This is a genomic window from Tropicibacter sp. S64 (assembly GCF_049803835.1).
Classification (GTDB): domain Bacteria; phylum Pseudomonadota; class Alphaproteobacteria; order Rhodobacterales; family Rhodobacteraceae; genus Pacificoceanicola.
Genome location: NZ_JBNAGK010000011.1, coordinates 36,446 through 53,594 on the forward strand (window position 1 = coordinate 36,446; position 17,149 = coordinate 53,594).

Annotated in this window: 16 protein-coding genes and 1 pseudogene; 3 read left to right on the forward strand and 14 right to left on the reverse strand. The window is 62.9% G+C overall.

What is annotated here, in order from left to right; all coding sequences use genetic code 11:
- Positions 1-26 precede the first annotated feature (26 nt).
- From ACP159_RS17395 to ACP159_RS17410, 4 genes and pseudogenes are all read right to left on the reverse strand, one after another.
- Positions 27-1,037, reverse strand: a pseudogene (locus tag ACP159_RS17395) (IS30 family transposase).
- A gap of 162 nt (positions 1,038-1,199) precedes the next feature.
- Positions 1,200-1,370, reverse strand: coding sequence for a hypothetical protein (locus tag ACP159_RS17400; protein ID WP_159452517.1), 171 nt, complete (start codon positions 1,368-1,370; stop codon positions 1,200-1,202).
- A gap of 166 nt (positions 1,371-1,536) precedes the next feature.
- Entirely contained in the window at positions 1,537-2,187 is a 651-nt protein-coding gene (locus ACP159_RS17405; protein ID WP_083499942.1) for a hypothetical protein, read from the reverse strand.
- Positions 2,188-2,191: 4 nt separating this feature from the next.
- Entirely contained in the window at positions 2,192-2,911 is a 720-nt protein-coding gene (locus tag ACP159_RS17410; RefSeq protein ID WP_172431719.1) for a ParA family protein, read from the reverse strand.
- Between the two features lie 490 nt (positions 2,912-3,401).
- On the opposite strand from ACP159_RS17410, the gene mobC reads away from it, so the two are divergent.
- From mobC to ACP159_RS17425, 3 genes are read left to right on the forward strand one after another with little or no spacing between them, the layout of a single operon-like run.
- The gene (mobC, locus tag ACP159_RS17415; RefSeq protein WP_172431718.1) at positions 3,402-3,989 is read left to right on the forward strand and encodes a plasmid mobilization relaxosome protein MobC; all 588 of its coding nucleotides are present in this window, start codon (positions 3,402-3,404) and stop codon (positions 3,987-3,989) included.
- Positions 3,976-6,324 (forward strand): relaxase/mobilization nuclease domain-containing protein, encoded by a 2,349-nt coding sequence (locus ACP159_RS17420; protein ID WP_172431717.1) that lies wholly within the window; start codon positions 3,976-3,978, stop codon positions 6,322-6,324. Before mobC ends, ACP159_RS17420 begins: the two co-directional genes overlap by 14 nt.
- A complete protein-coding gene (locus tag ACP159_RS17425; protein WP_425101159.1) occupies positions 6,317-8,284 on the forward strand; it encodes a type IV secretory system conjugative DNA transfer family protein in 1,968 nt (655 codons plus the stop codon). Before ACP159_RS17420 ends, ACP159_RS17425 begins: the two co-directional genes overlap by 8 nt.
- Before the next feature lie 61 nt (positions 8,285-8,345).
- On the opposite strand, the gene ACP159_RS17430 is transcribed toward ACP159_RS17425, so the two are convergent.
- The 10 genes from ACP159_RS17430 to ACP159_RS17475 form a co-directional block, all read right to left on the reverse strand.
- Positions 8,346-9,665 carry a type II toxin-antitoxin system HipA family toxin gene (locus tag ACP159_RS17430; RefSeq protein ID WP_425100978.1) on the reverse strand — a complete coding sequence of 440 codons (1,320 nt, stop codon included), beginning with the start codon at positions 9,663-9,665 and terminating at the stop codon, positions 8,346-8,348.
- Entirely contained in the window at positions 9,665-9,916 is a 252-nt protein-coding gene (locus ACP159_RS17435) for a helix-turn-helix domain-containing protein (protein WP_425100979.1), read from the reverse strand. Before ACP159_RS17435 ends, ACP159_RS17430 begins: the two co-directional genes overlap by 1 nt.
- A 149-nt stretch (positions 9,917-10,065) precedes the next feature.
- Positions 10,066-11,094 (reverse strand): type IV secretion system protein, encoded by a 1,029-nt coding sequence (locus ACP159_RS17440; protein ID WP_425100980.1) that lies wholly within the window; start codon positions 11,092-11,094, stop codon positions 10,066-10,068.
- On the reverse strand, positions 11,094-11,513 hold the full coding sequence (locus tag ACP159_RS17445) for a hypothetical protein (protein ID WP_425100981.1): 420 nt from the start codon (positions 11,511-11,513) through the stop codon (positions 11,094-11,096). The genes ACP159_RS17440 and ACP159_RS17445 overlap by 1 nt, the downstream gene beginning before the upstream one ends.
- Positions 11,514-11,530: 17 nt before the next feature.
- Entirely contained in the window at positions 11,531-12,517 is a 987-nt protein-coding gene (locus ACP159_RS17450; protein ID WP_425100982.1) for an ATPase, T2SS/T4P/T4SS family, read from the reverse strand.
- A gap of 1 nt (position 12,518) precedes the next feature.
- Positions 12,519-13,841 carry a TrbI/VirB10 family protein gene (locus ACP159_RS17455; RefSeq protein ID WP_425100983.1) on the reverse strand — a complete coding sequence of 441 codons (1,323 nt, stop codon included), beginning with the start codon at positions 13,839-13,841 and terminating at the stop codon, positions 12,519-12,521.
- On the reverse strand, positions 13,838-14,545 hold the full coding sequence (locus ACP159_RS17460) for a TrbG/VirB9 family P-type conjugative transfer protein (protein WP_425100984.1): 708 nt from the start codon (positions 14,543-14,545) through the stop codon (positions 13,838-13,840). The genes ACP159_RS17455 and ACP159_RS17460 overlap by 4 nt, the downstream gene beginning before the upstream one ends.
- A complete protein-coding gene (locus ACP159_RS17465; RefSeq protein ID WP_425100985.1) occupies positions 14,542-15,201 on the reverse strand; it encodes a virB8 family protein in 660 nt (219 codons plus the stop codon). The genes ACP159_RS17460 and ACP159_RS17465 overlap by 4 nt, the downstream gene beginning before the upstream one ends.
- Complete coding sequence (locus ACP159_RS17470; RefSeq protein ID WP_425100986.1) at positions 15,198-16,010, reverse strand: type IV secretion system protein; 813 nt, start codon at positions 16,008-16,010, stop codon at positions 15,198-15,200. The genes ACP159_RS17465 and ACP159_RS17470 overlap by 4 nt, the downstream gene beginning before the upstream one ends.
- Entirely contained in the window at positions 16,007-17,149 is a 1,143-nt protein-coding gene (locus ACP159_RS17475) for a lytic transglycosylase domain-containing protein (RefSeq protein WP_425100987.1), read from the reverse strand. Before ACP159_RS17475 ends, ACP159_RS17470 begins: the two co-directional genes overlap by 4 nt.

Below are 17,149 nucleotides of genomic sequence, written 5' to 3' on the forward strand. Positions count from 1 at the left end.
CGAAGTGCAAAGCCTGACACCTGAGCCTATTCCAGCCGGTTACTGATCTCCAGCAGGCGGCTTTCGAAGACCACGGCGGGTGTTCTGTAGCCGAGGCATTTCCTTGGCGTGGAGTTGAGCTTCCGGCAGATGGTGCGCAGCCGCTTCGGGGTCAGCGTGGTCGGATCGGTTGTGCGGGGCAGGTCCCGGCGCAATCGGTTGTTGGTGTTCTCGACGGTGCCCTTCTGCCAAGGTGCCTGCGGGTCACAGAACCAGCTGTCGGTGCCCATGCCGTCCTTCAGCTGCGGCCTGGCCGAGAACTCAGTGCCGCGGTCGAAGGTGATCGAACGTCGGGCATCGGCAGGCAGTTTCGACAGGCCGCCGATCAGCGCCTCCACGATCGGTTTTGACTGGCGATCTTCGTTGCGAAGCACCACGGTCAACCGGCTGACGCGCTCGACCAGCGAGGTGACGTTGACCTTGCCGTGCTCCTTGCGGAACATCATCAGATCACACTCCCAGTGTCCGAATTCCTGACGTTCAGCCACCTCGTCGGGGCGATTGCGAAGGCTCTGGGCCTCGAAGATATGCCCATGCTGGTGGCGCCTCTGGCCACGTGGTCGGCGGCGCCTGCGATGCTCGGATAGATGGCGGTGGAATTGCACGGCCCGACCTTCCTTGGAATAGGCGAAGCGGTAGATGGTTTCATGGCTGACGCGGATCGGATGCCGTTCCAGCCGCATCCGGCCAGCGATCTGTTCCGGCGACCATCCTGATTTCAGGGCGTCCTCCACGGCGGCCTTGATCTCGGGATGGCGGATCAGCTTTCGATGGATCGCACGACGCTCCTCGTAGATCTTCTGCGCGAGGAGGGCGTGGTAGCCGTTCAGCTCGGGCATCTCCTTGTCTTCAAAGACATTCCTGCGCAGCTCGCGATAGATCGTCGACGGCGCGCGGCCCAGATGATCCGCGATTTCCGGAACCGGCATCTTCGCTTAACTCCACTTCGCAATCTTCCGGCGTTCCTCGAAAGTCAGGTGAGGGTAGCAGCGGCCCATTTACATTCTCCATGCAAGATTCTGGTTTCATACAGAATTTGCACTTCATTTGTGAATCCACCGTTGAAGGCTCAAATCTCCGATAATGGGCGATTATGCGAAGAGCTTCTTCTGCTGACGGACAGAGCTACTCGCTCCAGATGATCGACAGCTTAGGCGGTCCTAAACTGGACCACCCATCGGCTCATAAAGCACGCCCTGAACCTCGCCATCGAGCCACCAGGGCTGAAGTTCTCCGTTGTCCCATTCATAGAGATGGCCGACCAGTTTGCCCGACGTTTTGGAGACGATTCTCATGATGGCTTTTCCGGTCAAACGCGGGGCTTGGGACATGGTGAACTCCTTCCAACTCGTCATGCAAAGCGATTGATTTGCATCGCTGTTACATTCTTGGCCGCCTCTTATTGGCGTCATGCTGCACTCGCAACATGCAATCCAAAGTTGACAAGGGGCTGCGCGGATTCTTGCGTTTGTGATCGATAACCTTGCTTGCGAGGCGCTAGCCATCGTCGGACGTTTTGTTGGCGGCATCCGGTGCGTGTGGGTCTTCGCTTTGCGCTCTAGCTCCGGTCAACTCAGCCAGAATCTTGTCGATCTCCTGCCAGACCAGCGGCTCGAGCTGGCCGCGGATCAGCGACCACTTGCTGCAGACGTCGAGCGGATCCTCAGCGGCCATGATCACGGTCAAGGCCTCCGCATCCACAGCCACGGTCGTGCGCATCCGCCAGGAAGACGGCTTCGCAGTTCGGTCGCATCTCGGCGGAACGAACTCCGGCTTCATCTTCCAGTGCTTTGTCGCGCGCCTCAACGCAGCACGAACGACATGGGCCGGATTGATGCCGCAGGCTTTCAGGTCGGCTGCCTGGCGCTCGAGAGCGGTCACCCGCACATCCACTTTCCGGGTCCGAGTGGATTGAGGCTGCCCAGCACCTGTCAAAGGTTTCACGACATCAGGAACAGCTACGGCATGGGGCGCCGGTGTCCGTTCGGGCGTCAACGGCTGTGACCCTTGACCCACCTGCGTATTCGTATCCCGTTCCAGATCAGATCTGGTTTCCTCGTGAAATTGCGGTTCGACAGACGCAGTGATCTTCAGACCCGCAGCATAGCTGGGGTCCGGACGCGTGATGGTCGGGATCTTCTTGCGCATGACGTCAAGCCGCGAGGATGTTGTTGAGGATGTCGGTCGCTTCCTCGAGGGCCTCGACCATGTGGCGGACATGGGGACGCATCAGGGGATTTGGATCAGCCTGCTTGCGAAGCGCTATAGCGTGCAACAGCCCCTTCTCATCCATCTCCTTGTAAGCGTTCCGTCGCAGCATCACGGTCTCGATAAGCGGAAATATCCCGATGGCGTTCTCGATCAGCGCCGCATCCGCCTTGGTGGTCTTGGGGTCCACCATGTTCAGGATGATATGATGCCGGGGCAGCGCGGTAGCGTCGTCTACGCGCGCGGCGAGCTGCCGGAACCAATCCACCGTCTGTCCACCCACGTCGAAATCCGAGGTCGAGAGCATGACCGGGGTGACGATGTGATCGGCGAGCACCGCGATCTCGTCGGACCATTCGGCCCCTACCCCGGCGGTGTCGATGAAGATGAAATCCGCCGAGCCGTCCAGGTAAACCTGCTCGATCATCCGGTCGACATCGCCGACGCTTTCCGCCACCGACGAGCGCAGGTGCGGTGAGCCATACCCTGCCCCTTCGGCGCGCGCGAGCCAGGACGACAGCACGCCGGTGCTGTCGGTATCGATGAGCATCACCCGGCGCCCGGCTGCGACGGCGGCGCTGATCAGGGCGCGGGAGAGCGTGGTCTTGCCACTCCCCCCCTTCCGGGCCATCGCGGCGATCACCACGAGGTTGTTGTTGGGCATCTGGGCATCTCAAGCAAAAATGGTGAAACGTTGCAAAACGATTGCCGCGTCGGTAGCCCGACCGCCGGTGGACGTCAAGCACTGCGCGGGCCGCGTTAAACGGGGGCCAGATTGCGCGTCTCACTGTCCGGAGTGCAGAACGCATCCGGCGTCCGACGCGGACCGGCGCGCATCCGACAGGCTGCGCTGTACATCTGTCAGAAAGCGCCGTGCACTGAACGTGAGACGGGTTCCGGACGCCAGAAACCATCCCGCAGAAAACGGCACGCAGCAGACAGGAAACGGGCCGCGGAACGCGGAAGACGGGGCGCGAAGCGCATCTCGCGGGCTGCAGACTGCAGCCTGCGGGATGCACTCCGCAGAAGACGTCAAATCGCCCCTGCGTGGCGATTTTCTACATTGAGTACAATCCCTTATGGCCGACTCCACTTGCGTTGGGAGTCGGCGGGCTTGTACGAAGTTGGCAAGAAATAGGAACGTTAACTTCAAAATGCCCCGCCGTCGTAGACTGTCAGAGATCGAGCGATCGACCATCGCCCAGGACCGCCGGAAAGGCGCGTCCGCGGCGTCGTTGGCTGCCCACTACGATGTTAGCCTTAAGACGATCTACAACGTGGTGAACCAATGGGGTGAGCGTCAGACTGCGAACTGCAGCCGATCGCGGGTTGTGGGGATCCGGGTCTCGGACGACGACCTGCGCCGGTTCGACGCGGCGCTGTCGCGGCGCGGGATTGCGCACCGCTCCGATGCCATGCGCCGCCTGATGCTGGCGACCGAAGGTGTCTTCCTGCCTGACGACGAGATGTGCGACGAGTTGCGCAGCCTCGGCGCCGCGCTCAACCGGGTCGGCAACAACGTGAACCAGATCGCGCGACGTCTGAACGAGGCCAAGGTGCGGGGCGAGAAACTGTCCTACCCGGCCTCGAGCCACCGTGACGTCCGCGCGCTTGCGGGTCTGGTCTTCGATCTGGCCGACCAGGTCCAGGAGATGTCGCGTGCGCGGCGCAGCCAGCTGGACCTTGAGATCAGCTCTGCCCTGGCGGGCCTCGCCGGGAGGGATGAGAATGGCGCCGAGTGACCGGTTCCGGGGCATCGACCCGGCGCTCTTTGACCGCGGCTGGAGCCGGGTTTCGGGATCCTGGCAGGGGCTTTCCAAGGGCGCGCAGATGGTTCGGGCCGCGCGCGGCTATTCGCCCGCGATCTTCAAGGCCATTTCGAAAGGGGGCTGCCACACCGGGGCGCAGCTACGGGCGCAGCTCACATATCTCACGACGAAGTCGACCCATATCCTCGACAGTCGCGGCACCCATGACGGGAAGAAGCAGCTCTCGGAAGCCGAGATCAACCGAGTGGCGCGGCGGTTCGAGAACCAGTGGAACGAGCGCTACAGCCCCAAGCTTGGCCATACGTCGCATCTGCTGATGGCATTCCCCGTTGGAACCAGCGGCGAGGAGGTGCGCGATATCACCCAGGCGGTCTGCGAGAAGTTCTTTCAAGGTGAGGGGTCGCAATTCGACTATATTGCTGCAATACACCAAGATCGCGCACATCCACATGCGCATATCGTTCTGAACCGCCGCAGCAAGGATGGCGAAATGTTCTTTCTCGGGAAGGATCACCACTTCAACTACGATGCCTTCCGCGAGGCGATGGTCGAGGCGGCCCAAGTCCATGGGATCCGCCTTGAGGCAACGCGTCGTCTGGACCGTGGGATCACGACCTACCGCGCCGAGATCGATGAAATCTACAAGGCCCGCGAAGAAGGCCGGCCCCCTGTCGAGCGCCAGCGCACCGGGGCTGACCTCGCGGCTGCGCTGCAAACCGTCCGCCAGAATGCCCAGATCTATCGCGGGCTCGCAGCGGAGGCGTCACGCTCGAATTTCGAAGACGTGGCCGAAGCGCTCGAGAGGGCCAGCACCATCCTTGCCAGTGGCGGTCAGATTCAATCTGACGGAGCCATCTACATGTCCCAAGACGACGCAGCGTTCGACACGCTGATCACCGAGTTCTCCCAAAACATCCGCCAGATCGAGGCGGTGATCGACAAGGCATCCGCGGCGGAGCGCCCGGAGATCGAACGCAAGTTGACCGACGTTCTCGCCTCGGTTGCGCATTTGAACCCGCTCGGGGATCGGTCTGCCGCCTTGCTGGACGCCCCCTCCCCAGACGGTATCTATGTCAGGTCCAACGCGGGCGAGGATCATCTCGCTCGGCTGAACGATGAGGATGTGTCTCCGAAGCTGGTTGAGGCCCTGAAGGGCACGGGCATTGAACCGGAGGCTGTTGTTGCCCGTCTGCGGGAGGGGGCCGGCAATGCCGCCTTGGAGCGGCAGTGGTTGGCGCAGGACCTGCAGGCGATCGCCAAGGAAGAGGGCTTCGATCTGGATAAGCCAGAGGATCGGGAAGACGCGCTCGACCGGCTGGAAGCGGTGCATACAAGGTTGGGTGATGTCTTGACCGAAGCCCGTGTCCTGCGCGTACCCAACGAGGTCGGGGAAACGGAGGATGCCGACGCAACCTTTGGCGACCGTTTGGAAGTCTCGGACCGAAGCAGTGCAGGTGACGGCCCGGATGTCTTCTCCCCCACGGAACGTCAGGATTTCCGCGCGCTGGTGACCCAATTCCGCCAGACGGATTTCACCTATTCGTTCTCGGACGACCCCTCAGTGCGGCGCGCAGGGGCTGTCGAGGTAGAGGAGGCCCGCAAGGCATTCGACACCTTTGCGCAACGGTCGCCGCAACATGCGGAACTGGCCTCGATAGCCTGGGATCAGTTCACAGACAGCCGGAAACCACAGGAGCATGCCGTCGACGAGAAGGACCGCACGCTGCACGCCGGTGACATGGATCTTGCTCTGCGGGATCCGTCGGACGATCTTGGCCCGATCACCGAGGAGCTCCGCACACTCGCCCTTTACCGCACGGTGATACCGAAGGAGGACTTCAGCCAGGCCGTTCAGGATGAGGTCAACCATTTGCGGGCGCTTGGCGCTTCCCGAGCCTATATCAGCGAGCGTAGTTTCGACATCGAGGACCAGGCGCGGCAGGACTATGCCGAGCGCCGGTATCTGGAAGAGACAGCGCCAACCGTCATGGCCTTCGTGCGTAAAGCCGATGCAGGTGAGCCAATCTCCGAGACCGACCGGCAGGACATCGTCCGTCAGGTGGACGAGGGCTTGACACCCGACGCTCGCGACGCGCTGCGGAACGGCGATGCAGAAGCCCTGCATCGGTTCACCGAGGATCCTCTGCGCCAGCTGGAACTCGCCAAGACCTATCTTCAAAGCAGCGAGGTCACGGCGCACGGCCCGGCGATGGAGCGCGTTCTCGATGCCTTGGCCGAAGAGCAGATCGAGGCGCAGCGCGCGCGCCACGCTGCGGTCGATGGTGAGAAGGGGATCACCCATGGATAAAGGCAAGATTGCCCTCGGTGTGTTGAGCCTCGTGCTGGTCGGTCTCGCCATGGGCTATGTCGTGGCGACCGGCTTTGTCATGTTCCGCTATGGGCTTTCTCCCACGCGTTTCGACGTCACCCTGCTTGCCCGCGAATATCGGGGTCTGTCTCAGTCCGCGCCAAAAGACTTCCTCTGGGTGAACCTCATCCTTGGCGGCTTCGGCCTGGCATCGCTGATGCTGAGCGTCACGCTTCTGGGGGATGCATTGACCCGCTTCGGGACGACGCATTGGCAGACCCGCAGCGAGATGAAGAGGAACGGCTTCTTTGCCAAGCCCGGCGGCGGCTTCCTTCTGGGCAAGCTTGGCTCCCCGAACTCCAAGCGCCCGTTCCTTGTCTCAAAAACCTTCCCCCACGCGCTGATCGTGGCGCCTACAGGCCGGGGCAAGGGCGTGGGGTTCGTGATCCCGAACCTGCTGACCTACAAGGGCTCGGCTGTAGTGCTCGACGTGAAGGGCGAGAACTTCCGCGAGACCTCACGCTTCCGCGCCAGCATGGGCGACAAGGTCTTCCGCTTCGCGCCGACCGACTGGGACCGACCGACACATCGCTATAATCCCCTGGCGCGCATTGCTGCCATGACCAACCCCGACCGGCAGCAGATGGAGCTTAAACTCACCGCCAAGCTCTTCCTGCAGACCGACAATGAAAAGCTGAGCGGGCTTTTGGCCGGGGGTATCGACCTCTTCGTGGCGGCCGGTCTTCTGGCCTTCGAGCGCGGCGTGCCGACCATCGGCGAGATCTATCGCATCACAGCCTCGGGGGGCGACAAGCAGAAGGAATACCTGAAGCGTTCGCAGGAGGTGAAGAACAAGTCGGCCAAACTGATCTTCGAGCGTATGGCATCGACCAACAACGACACCCTCACTTCCTACCTCTCCCTCCTGATGACATCGGGCCTCGACACTTGGGACAACCGCGCGATCGACGCCGCTACCGCGACATCTGACTTTTCCTTCCGGGATATCCGTCGCCGCCCGTATGCAATCTATCTCGTGGTCGAGTCCGAGATGATCCGCCCCCTGGCTCCGCTGATCCGGTTGTTCTTCTCCGATCTGATCGCCTCGCTGCAGGCACAAGAGCCGGGCGACGACGAACCTTGGCCCGTGATGATCATGCTCGACGAGTTTGACCGGCTCGGCAAAATGCCAATCGTCGCCGAAAGCATAAAGACGTTGCGCTCCTTCGGTGGCAACCTCGCCATCGTGACCCAGACGATCCCCGCGCTGGACGAGATCTATGGTGAGAACACTCGCAGGTCGCTTCAGGGCGGCGCCGGCGTAAAGCTCTACCTCACCCCGTCCGAGCAGAAGACCATCGAAGAATTGAGCCAGGCCGTGGGCAAGACCACCAAGCGCGTGGTGACCCGCTCCCGTGCTGTTGGACGCAATCCATTCGAAGGGCGCAGCGTCTCAGAGCGAACGGAGGACACGCCGCTCCTGACGGAAGACCAGGCCCGCCGCATGGATCTGGACGAGGTGATCCTCGTGATCGACGCGCAGATGCCGATCCGGGCGCGGCGGATCAAATACTTCGAAGACCCGGCCCTGAATTTGCTGCACGCGGGCCAGTCGGGGAGTTTCCCATATCCGGACGAAGATGGATTGCGGCGGGATCGGCAGATGGCCGAGACACGGGAAACAGTGGAGAAGCTGAAGCTGGAACTGCAGGCGGTGCGGGCGGCAAATGCCAAGTGCGATGAGGGCCCGAACACGCCGGAGATTTCGAGCGGAGATTCTCAGCCGGGTTCCGGCCCGCTTTCAAAGGCCCGCGGTCGTTCGGCACGGGCTGCGGCGGGTCGTAGCGGCCAAGGAAAACTCTCGCTTGATATCAAAGGGCTGGGCATCAAAACCGCTGACCAGACGGCACTGGCCTCAGCCGTACAGACGACGCGCGCTATCATTGCCGAGCACGGCTAAGCGTTGTCACAGAAAACCGTTGGGCCAAGCGAGACAATGGCCCTCGACCGGTCGGCGTCCGTCACACGGCGCCGTTTAGTCTAAGGCCACCAAGCCGTCCTTTCAAAGCCATGCTGACACTATCGACAATTGCTGTCGGAAACCCGTCCGGCAAGGCATTCCCTGCGATCTCCAAGGCTTCAGGCGCGCGTGCCGCGACCTCTTCGAGCACGGACCCCGCGCGCTTCTGAGACAACCCTGCGCGCTTGGCAGTTTGCACAAAATGTCGGCCATGGATCTGGTCAAATCGATAATGTCGGCTGTTTCCGACCGACATCGCCATCTTCATCTGTTTGCGTTCGAACTGGCGCGCATCCGGCGCTCCTTGTGCAGTCACAATGTCGTAGAGCGGGGTCATCCGGTAGCTGCCGCCTGGACCGAGGTACAGGCTGAAGTTCTTGGCATGGGCATCCGTCGCGCCCATCAGCCAGAAGACGATCTGCGCTTTGAGAAAGGTTTCCTGATCCTCGATCGGCGTATCGCTGCCCTTGAGCAGGGTCAGGACATCGACCAGCCCAGGCCCACCCTCGTTCTGGTATTTCAGGGTTGGCGGGACGGACAGCGCCTGACAGCAATCCTCCTGCGGTAAGCGCAGCAGGCGGCCATCCCTTGTCCAGCGGCGGTCAAAGCGGTCGATGACCAGCGCCTTTGTTTCGCCGAAGGTCTCGATCGTTGCAGTGTTCACCGGCAGGCCGAAGGCTTCGGTGAGTTTCAGGCAAAAGAACTCGTTCTCGACACTGTCCGACAGGTCGATGCCCCCGGGCAGCTTCCCGATTTGTGTCTTGAAGAGATGCGTCGTCGGCGTGGTGCCATGCGGCTTGATCCACCGACCTTCATGCCACAGCAGCGCGGTTTTTTCTTGCGCGCCCGCAATCGAAATCCGGAACGCGTCGTCATGGGTCAGGCCAAGCGGCGCCTGGCTCAGCCCGTTCAGAAGCTTTTCGATGGCTGCCGCGTCGACCGGTTCACCTTCGATTTGGCCGGTCGCGTCCACGGCATCGTCATCGCCCGCGATGAACTGGAGCGCCCCCACGCAATCGCGCCCGATCCTGCTCAGCAGGCTGTAGGCATCGATCCCACGCGCCCCGACCTTTTCTGCGACAAGCCGGCGGAGCTGGTCCGAATCCGGCAGCAGATTCTCGAACACGGCCAGGACGGGTGCGCCCCGATAAGGCGTCTCGCGCAGAGGCAGCGACAAAGAGACCGGCATGGCATGGTCCCAGTCCAGCCAGTCGGTATGGTAAGAAAATCCGACGGCCCCGCTGGCCTCTCGGCTCAGCGTGCCGACGCGGCGGTTGTTCATGTAGACGCGCAAGGGCGCATAGGCCGGACGCCGCCCCATCAGAAGATCTCTTCGATGTCGCTGGCATCACCCCTGGACCGCGCGCCGATCCGGAATTCCAGATTGAGAGCGGACAGGACGGCGAGGATGGTTTCCAGCTTTGCAGGCTTCTCGCCGCTTTCAATGGTCGAGATCGTCGCCTGCCGCAGGCCAGCGCGTTCGGCGAGTTGCTTTTGTGTCCAGTCGCGGCTCTTGCGCGCTCGTTGGATCAGAGTGCCGATTTGTTTTGGGGTGCGGGCCAGATCGCTCATGCGGCAAAGATACACCAAAGCGCATAAGTTAGCAATATGCGCCCCAGCGTATCAATTGAAAAAATCGCTCTGACGTATAATTCGTCCTTATACGTTAAAGCGTGTATCCAATACCGTTCTCATCCTACGCGTACAGCATCCCGCTGTTGTCATGCCTTGCTCATCCTGCGTGCTCTCTCAGCCACGCGCGAGACAATTGCTCCACCGGCTCGGACGGTCTTTACCGTTGCTGCGGGGGTCTGCACGATCCCTCGCCCAACAACCTCCCCAGTCGTCAACGTCCCCATCCGTGCGCGTCCCTTGACGCCAGCCGTGTTCGCCATGCCGCGCACAACCGCTGCGGCACCACCAAACGCATTCGGGCCCGCCATCAGCATGAAATTCCCCGAAAGCCCGCGCACGATGAGCGGCGTTGCTGCAACGAACCCTTTGGCCAGAAATACCATGACGAAGAAGGGGATGAGCGAGCCGATATTGGTGGCCGACCCCGGATCGCCAAGCTGCGCCAGGAGCGCGTTGGCCATGCCGACCACGGTCGAGAACATGGCGGCGATGACGACGGGGTAGAAGGCGTAGCTGATCGTGGTCGTGACCCACTTGTGGAAGAAATCCTTCGTCGCCTCGAAGAGCGAGAGCGCGATCATAACCGGGGCGAGGCCGAGCATAAGCGACAGCATCATCTTGGCGAAGATCAGCACGATCCCGGTCATGAAGCCGAGGAGACTCAAAAGCACGAGGCCAATGCCACCGAGGATCGCGCCGGTCATCCAGTTCAGGTTGCTGCCGATGGCGTTGAGGTATTGGCTGAATTCGTCGATGAGATCATCGAACTCCGAGGCGAAGTAGGTGGCCCCTGCCCCGCCGCCGCCCACAGACGAAATCAGCGCTCCTGCGACGTAGTCCAAGCCTCCGATCACCGCGTTGGCAATCGCGTTGAACTGCACCCAGTTGAAGGCAAAAAGCCCGACCAGCAGGAGCTTCAGAAGATACCAGAAGAAGCTGGACCCATCCATGCTGCGATACTGGAAGGCCATGTTGATGAAGAGGCCGATCACCGAGAGGGTGACCATCAGCAGGACGATCGCGCCGATATTGCCTGCGACTGCCCCAAACTGGGACTCTGCGGCATCTGCGAGGAAAGCGTCGGCCGTTCCGACCATCCAGCTGACGACACCCATCACCAGTTGCCTTGTTCTCGGCAGATTGCCTCGACACTTGAGGCGAGTTGCTGTTGTTCATTGCGAATAGTCAGACGGACCTGCGTATGGTCAGCCTGCGGCAGGTGTTCGTATTTCTCCCGGTATTCAGCCTCAGCAGATTCCCAATCTGGAAACCGGTTCGCACAGCTACAGTCGCCGGTCGCAACGATCGCTTGCCAATTCTTTAGTTCGTATAGTTTCTGGAGAGTGAGCGCCTTGTACGCCTGACGCGGATGCAGTTCATCCATCCATGCCGGGCGCGCCGGGCGGTCGTTGCAGATGCGGTATTGCTGCGGCTTGAGGGTCACCGAGAGATCGGTGGAGACTTCCGGCGCTCCTTCGGCCAATGCCGAACCGGCGGTCAAGACAAGAGCGATTGCGGGGATGCGAAGGCGCATGGCGTATCCTTTCAGGGTCACTGGCCCGGGTTTTCGGACTGGCCGGGCAGGTAGAATTCGGTGATGCCGCGCGCGCCCTGAAAGCGGCCGGCCTGGATGATGACGTCGATCGAGCCTTCGATGTAGCGGATCATGTCGGCGTAGGTCAGGGGCAGATCGGTCTTCAGCGCGGCGATGGCAAGTCTTCGCACAGCCAGCTGCGGGGTTTCCGCGTGAAGCGTCGTGAGCGAGCCGCCATGGCCGGTGTTGATCGCCTCAAGAAAGGTCATGGCCTCCTTGCCCCGAACCTCGCCGAGCACGATCCGGTCGGGCCGCATCCGCAAGGTCGAGGTCAGGAGTTGGTCCGCGCCGCGCGTGTCACTTTCGCGATCCGAGATCAGCGTCACCGCGTTCGGCTGTCCGGGCCGCAGTTCCGCGGCCTCTTCGATGGTGACGATCCGCTCCTCAATCGGGACGAGGGAGAGGATCTTGCGGGCCGCGACGGTCTTGCCCGTCGAGGTCCCACCCGAGACGATCATGTTGAGCTTGTTCTGCACGCAGAAGGCCAGCGCCGCATCGATGTCACCAGAAGCCACGACCTCCCGCAGGGCAAGGTTCCGCTCGCGCCGCAGCGCCTCGAGGCTGGTTTCCTGGTCAAAGAGATAGGCGAGCTTGATCTCTTCCAGCGGCAGGCTTGAGAAGAACCGGAGCGAGATCGAGAAACCGCCTTCGACGGCGGGCGGCTGGATCACTTGAGCGCGGATCGGGCGATCCCGGTAAAGGATGCTGACCGAGACGATGGGTTTCTTCTGGCTGAGCGTCGTTCCTGCCGCCGAAGCGATCTGGTTGCCGAGATCCTTGATCGCTGTCTGGCTCAGGGGTGTGCCAAGCGCGGACATGAAATGATCGCCTTGGAACTCACCCCAGGTGCTGCCATCCGGGTTGATGCAGATCTCGATCACGTCGGGCCGCCCGATCGCGGGTGCCAGTGCGTCGAGCGAGGCTTCGAGATAGCTCAACGCCATGTCAGAATATCTCGAGGTCGCGGTCCACCATGACGGTGATGCGTGCGCCTTGGCCCACATGGATGACCGGTTTGATCGCGAGGTAGTCCTGCATGACGCTTTGCGTGCTGTCGCGCAGGTCGGACCCGACGTCGCTGGCCACATCCGCCGCCGCCTCGTCCTCGATCTGGCCCGCCGCGGCCGCCGGAAGCGCGCCGATCAGCGAGATCAGCGCGGCGGAGCCAAAACGTTCGGTGAAACGCGTGTCTACCACGCCACCCGTTCCGGAACGCCCCAGTTCATCCCCGCCAAAGGCGCTGATCTGCACGGTCTGGTTGTCGGGCAGGATGATCCGATCCCAAGCCACCATCACGCGGGACTGGGCCAACGACACCTCCGAACGATAGCGCCCGATCAGCCGCGCACCACGCGGGATCAGCACGCGGGAGCCGTCGAAGGCATGCACGTCTTCGGAGACGATGGCCCGGATCGCGCCGGGCAGGCTGCTGTCGAGCGCAGTTTCGGTCACCGCCTGGATCATCGTGCCCTGCGGTACGGTGTAGGACGGGTTGGCGATGATCTCTGCGCGGGTCACCTCGGACACTTGAGCGCCGGATCGGACGAAAGCCTCATCCGGGTTCAAACGCGCCTCCCCCGCCCTATTTTCGGGTCCGTTCCCTGCCCCAGAGAAAGCAATCATCGGGGAGGCAATGCGTTCGGCGCGGGCCTCAGCTTCCGCCGCGCGACGACGCTCGAGTTCCGCAAGGCGCAAATCGTCTTCTGACGGGCCAAGCTGGGTGGGCATGGGCTGTTGCAACTGCGCCAGTTCCAGGTCCATGCGCATCTGTTCCAGCGCGCGGTCGCGCTCGGTCAGCTGCCGCTCAAAGGCGCGGCGATCTTCCTCACCCGCCGCCTGCAGCGCTGCGATCTGCGCGGTCAGATCGGCAATGGCGGCTTCGGCCGCGCCATCATCGGTCTTGGCCGGTGCCGCACGCAGCGCGTCCAGTTCAGCGCGGAGCTTTTCCAGAGATTGCATCAGCGCGCGTTCTGTTTCGCTTGGCCCCGTGTCCTTTGGTGCAGGGTCCAGAGGTTTGACGGGCGCGACAACGGGCAGGAGATCGCCAAAGCCCGCGCCCTTGTCCTGAAACTCGGCAGGCGCGGCGGTCGGCATGGGCTTTACGTCGTCCGGAATGAGCGCGGCATAGGCGAGACCGCCGACCCCGGCGATCCCAAGGATGCCAAGGAGGGCTGCGGTTGCAGACGGGCGCTTGCCCCCTGCCCCCTTGCCGGACGCGCCTTCCAGCGCGGCGAGACGGGTTGCGAGATCGTCGGTGGTCTCGGTCATGTGCCCGCTCCCGACTGCGCGAGGTCCTGAACACAGATCACCTCGTCACCGAGACGCAACACCCATTCCCGGTTCACACCCGAGACCCGGATCACGCCATCCGCCTGCGCTTGGCTATTGACCGACCGTTCCGCCCCTCGGGTATGACGGAAGATCGCCGGGATCGGCGCGTTCTTCGCGAAGCGGAAATACGTGAACGTCCCGTCGTCCCAGACCGAGACCGGCGTGAACTCGAGTTTCTTGCTGACACCATAGTTCGCATTGGGCGGGGCAGCGGCCACCGCCTGCCGGGGCGCGCTGCGGCTTTCGGGATAGCGAAACTGAACCACGTAATGCGGCGTCTCGCGCGCCTCGACGACGTGGAAGTAATAAGATCGCCGGTTGGTGTAGACGGTGATGTTGGTGGCAACCCCGGAGGCCACGGGCTTGATCGCGAAGGCGCGCCCGCCCGGGACCGCGTCGAACTGAAAGCCGACCGTGTCGCCCGCGATGATCGAGCGGATCGTCTCGCCCTCACCGAACTCGACGGTGGTCACGCGGGTGAGGCTGGTCACGACGCGGAACACCTGACCGTCGACCCAGGTTGCGATGCGAACGCGGCTGTCGTGGGTGCCGCGGCCGGGCGTGGTCTCAGCCGAGGCGGGGAAGCCCGCGGACATCGCGGCGGCGATGAGGAGGCCGGAAAGAGAAAGACGGGTCGTCATTCGGCGCGGTCCGATCTGATAGCGTATTGCGTGACGGTGAAGCCGAAGGGGTTCTGCCAGACCTCGTCGAGACCGCGTGGGGTATCGGGGCGGAACTCGAACATCAGCGTGGCAGTGAAGGCGCCGTCCTGCACGCCCTGCGGGCCGGTCAGGCGCTTGCGCAGGCGCACCTGCGCCCGGTTCTCACCGATGAGCGTGATGCTGGCGATCTCGACCGCCATCTCGGCACCTGCCCCGTAGCGCGTCGGCGGGTAGGTGTCCTGCCCGCTGGTCCAGGTCGCGCGCATGCCGGCCTCGGCCGCACCCTTCGATTGGGCGATCACCCGGCGCACGCGCAGGTCGTTGTCGAGCTGGTTATAGGTCTCGCGGTCGGTGATGTAGCGATAGATCTGCGCCTCGATCACCGCGGGGCGTTCGGCCAGCGTCACCGACTGCACGGCGGCATTCGGCAGCGCGAGGCCCGTCGCGGGATCGAAGGGCACCACGACCGGCGGCGGGGTTTCGATCAGCAACGCGACAGCAGCAGCGGAAAGGCAGCCCATCACGCCAAAAACCGCCCCGCCGATGCCGAGCTTGCGCCATGTCTCCTCGCGGCGTAGCGCGCCGTAAACCAGCTCTTCCTCGACGATGGTGTCGATGTTTGCGCTCAGGGTCATTTCTTGAGGTCCGGCAGCGTGAAGTCCATGTAGCGGCGCTCTTCGGCGATGGTGGCCGCATCGACCACACCGGCATTGCCCGCGCCAACGGTCTGGATCGCCTCAAGCTCCCACATCCGGGTCATCGCAATCGCAAGCTCGGCGGTCACCCGGGTGTTGTGATCCATCGACGCCTTCAGATCCTCCATGTCCGGGATCATCTCGACCAGCTTTTCGACCCGCTCCAGCGATTGCGCCGCCTCGGCGTGACTGTTCTGGGCGGCCGCAGACAGCACGGCCCCGGTGGTGGCACGGGTCGCCACGCCCTGCGCGCCGGGGCTGCCGCTGCGGGCGATCTCGGACAGGCTGTCTTCGTCGAAGCCTGCGCTTGCCAACGCGCTTTCCATCTGGGTGCGCAGCGGCCCGGCGGAGGAGCCGAGGAGCGCGCTCCAATCGCCCTGCTGAATGCCGGTGATCAGGTCGCCAATGTCGGAGAAATCTGCCTCGAGCAAGCCGTCGAGATCACCACCCATGGCGAGGCCGAGGATCTTGTCCCGTGCCCCGGTGAGCGAGGCGTACATCTGGTTCAGCTGGTCGAGCTGCTGCTGTACGAGGTCGAGCTGCTCAAGGAGGGTATCCAGTTGATCGGTCTGGATCCCGAAGTCCTCCAGCATCTGCTGCAGCTGGCGAATTTCCTGGGCGATGTTCTGGGTGTCCACGGTTGGTACGCCTTGGGCGGTGGCCGGCGTCGCGGCCATACCAAGGGCAACAGCCACAGCGGCTGCGGTCCCGAACAGAATTCTCCGTGCGTACGGGAAGGTCATCCTCATCGCAAAGTCTCCTGACTGAAATCCATGAACTGGCGCTCGGCGGCCTGCGCTGCGGCGCGCGCGATCTGCTCGGCGCTCATCGGTTGGGTAGCGGCGGCCTTGAGGCGGGTGCGGATGGCAACGAGACGCGCCAGTTCCGCGCGGGCATAGGTGTTGAGGGCCAGCGCCTCGTGCAGGTCCTCGGTCTCGCCGATCCGTTCGATGATGTCCTGCACCCGCAGGGCGGCGGCCCGGACCGAAACCAGCGAGTAATCGCCATAGACCCCCGAGCCATGCGCCGAGAGGCTGAAGCTCGCGTTGGCCAGGAGGACCGGGTCGATGGTGCCGAGTGCGTCGATCCCGCCCACGGCGGCGAGGTAGCGGTTGTACTGCTCGGGAATGACCACGACGTAGTGTTGGGTTTCCTTGAAGGGCGGCACACCGCCGTAATCCTGCACGTTACCGGGGCCCGCGTTATAGGCCGCGAGTCCGTGGATGATGTTGCCGCCGAACATGTTCAGCATCTGCGCCAAGTAGCGCGCGCCGCCGGTCACCTGCAGGTAGGGATCGTCGTAGTAGCCGGGGTAGACACCAAGGTCTTTGGCGGTATCCGGCATGATCTGCGTAAGACCATAGGCGCCCACATGCGAACGGGCGCCGATCTGGAACCGGCTCTCCTGCCAGATCAGCGCCTGCAAAAGGCAGCGCCATTGCACGAGGGACAGTCCGGCGCGCGACACCCCGGGGAGGGAAAAAGTATCACGCGCCGCGCGGATGATCAGGGCCTCGATCCCTTCCCGCGCATCACCAAACATGGCGCTGGCAGCCGGATTGCCATCGTCCTTGCCATACAGCGCTTCGGCGGCGGTCTCGGGGCCTCTGCCCGCTTCCAACCCGTCGATGGTACCAGAGACGTCGGTTCCGCCCAAGCTTGTCGCCTCGACGAGGTTGTTCAAGGCTTCGAGCTGCTGGCGTTCAATCTCCGCCAGTTCCTCTTTCCGGGTCAGCGTGTCGCGCTGCAGGGCCAGATCCTTGTCCCGCTGCGCGATCAGCGCCGCCGTGCGCGCAAAATCCTGCGCGTCGAAGGTCGGCACGCCCTGCCCTGTCACCGGGGCGGCGATTGCGGCGCAGATCAGGAAAGGAGGAAGACGGCGCAACAT

What these genes read in the sequence shown, in the direction of transcription:
- ACP159_RS17400 (WP_159452517.1), bottom strand. Translation starts at nt 1,370, where the DNA reads ATGTCCCAAGCCCCGCGTTTGACCGGAAAAGCCATCATGAGAATCGTC.
- ACP159_RS17405 (WP_083499942.1), bottom strand. Translation starts at nt 2,187, where the DNA reads ATGCGCAAGAAGATCCCGACCATCACGCGTCCGGACCCCAGCTATGCT.
- ACP159_RS17410 (WP_172431719.1), bottom strand. Translation starts at nt 2,911, where the DNA reads ATGCCCAACAACAACCTCGTGGTGATCGCCGCGATGGCCCGGAAGGGG.
- mobC (WP_172431718.1), top strand. Translation starts at nt 3,402, where the DNA reads ATGCCCCGCCGTCGTAGACTGTCAGAGATCGAGCGATCGACCATCGCC.
- ACP159_RS17420 (WP_172431717.1), top strand. Translation starts at nt 3,976, where the DNA reads ATGGCGCCGAGTGACCGGTTCCGGGGCATCGACCCGGCGCTCTTTGAC.
- ACP159_RS17425 (WP_425101159.1), top strand. Translation starts at nt 6,317, where the DNA reads ATGGATAAAGGCAAGATTGCCCTCGGTGTGTTGAGCCTCGTGCTGGTC.
- ACP159_RS17430 (WP_425100978.1), bottom strand. Translation starts at nt 9,665, where the DNA reads ATGGGGCGGCGTCCGGCCTATGCGCCCTTGCGCGTCTACATGAACAAC.
- ACP159_RS17435 (WP_425100979.1), bottom strand. Translation starts at nt 9,916, where the DNA reads ATGAGCGATCTGGCCCGCACCCCAAAACAAATCGGCACTCTGATCCAA.
- ACP159_RS17440 (WP_425100980.1), bottom strand. Translation starts at nt 11,094, where the DNA reads ATGGGTGTCGTCAGCTGGATGGTCGGAACGGCCGACGCTTTCCTCGCA.
- ACP159_RS17445 (WP_425100981.1), bottom strand. Translation starts at nt 11,513, where the DNA reads ATGCGCCTTCGCATCCCCGCAATCGCTCTTGTCTTGACCGCCGGTTCG.
- ACP159_RS17450 (WP_425100982.1), bottom strand. Translation starts at nt 12,517, where the DNA reads ATGGCGTTGAGCTATCTCGAAGCCTCGCTCGACGCACTGGCACCCGCG.
- ACP159_RS17455 (WP_425100983.1), bottom strand. Translation starts at nt 13,841, where the DNA reads ATGACCGAGACCACCGACGATCTCGCAACCCGTCTCGCCGCGCTGGAA.
- ACP159_RS17460 (WP_425100984.1), bottom strand. Translation starts at nt 14,545, where the DNA reads ATGACGACCCGTCTTTCTCTTTCCGGCCTCCTCATCGCCGCCGCGATG.
- ACP159_RS17465 (WP_425100985.1), bottom strand. Translation starts at nt 15,201, where the DNA reads ATGACCCTGAGCGCAAACATCGACACCATCGTCGAGGAAGAGCTGGTT.
- ACP159_RS17470 (WP_425100986.1), bottom strand. Translation starts at nt 16,010, where the DNA reads ATGAGGATGACCTTCCCGTACGCACGGAGAATTCTGTTCGGGACCGCA.
- ACP159_RS17475 (WP_425100987.1), bottom strand. Translation starts at nt 17,149, where the DNA reads ATGTTGCGCCGTCTTCCTCCTTTCCTGATCTGCGCCGCAATCGCCGCC.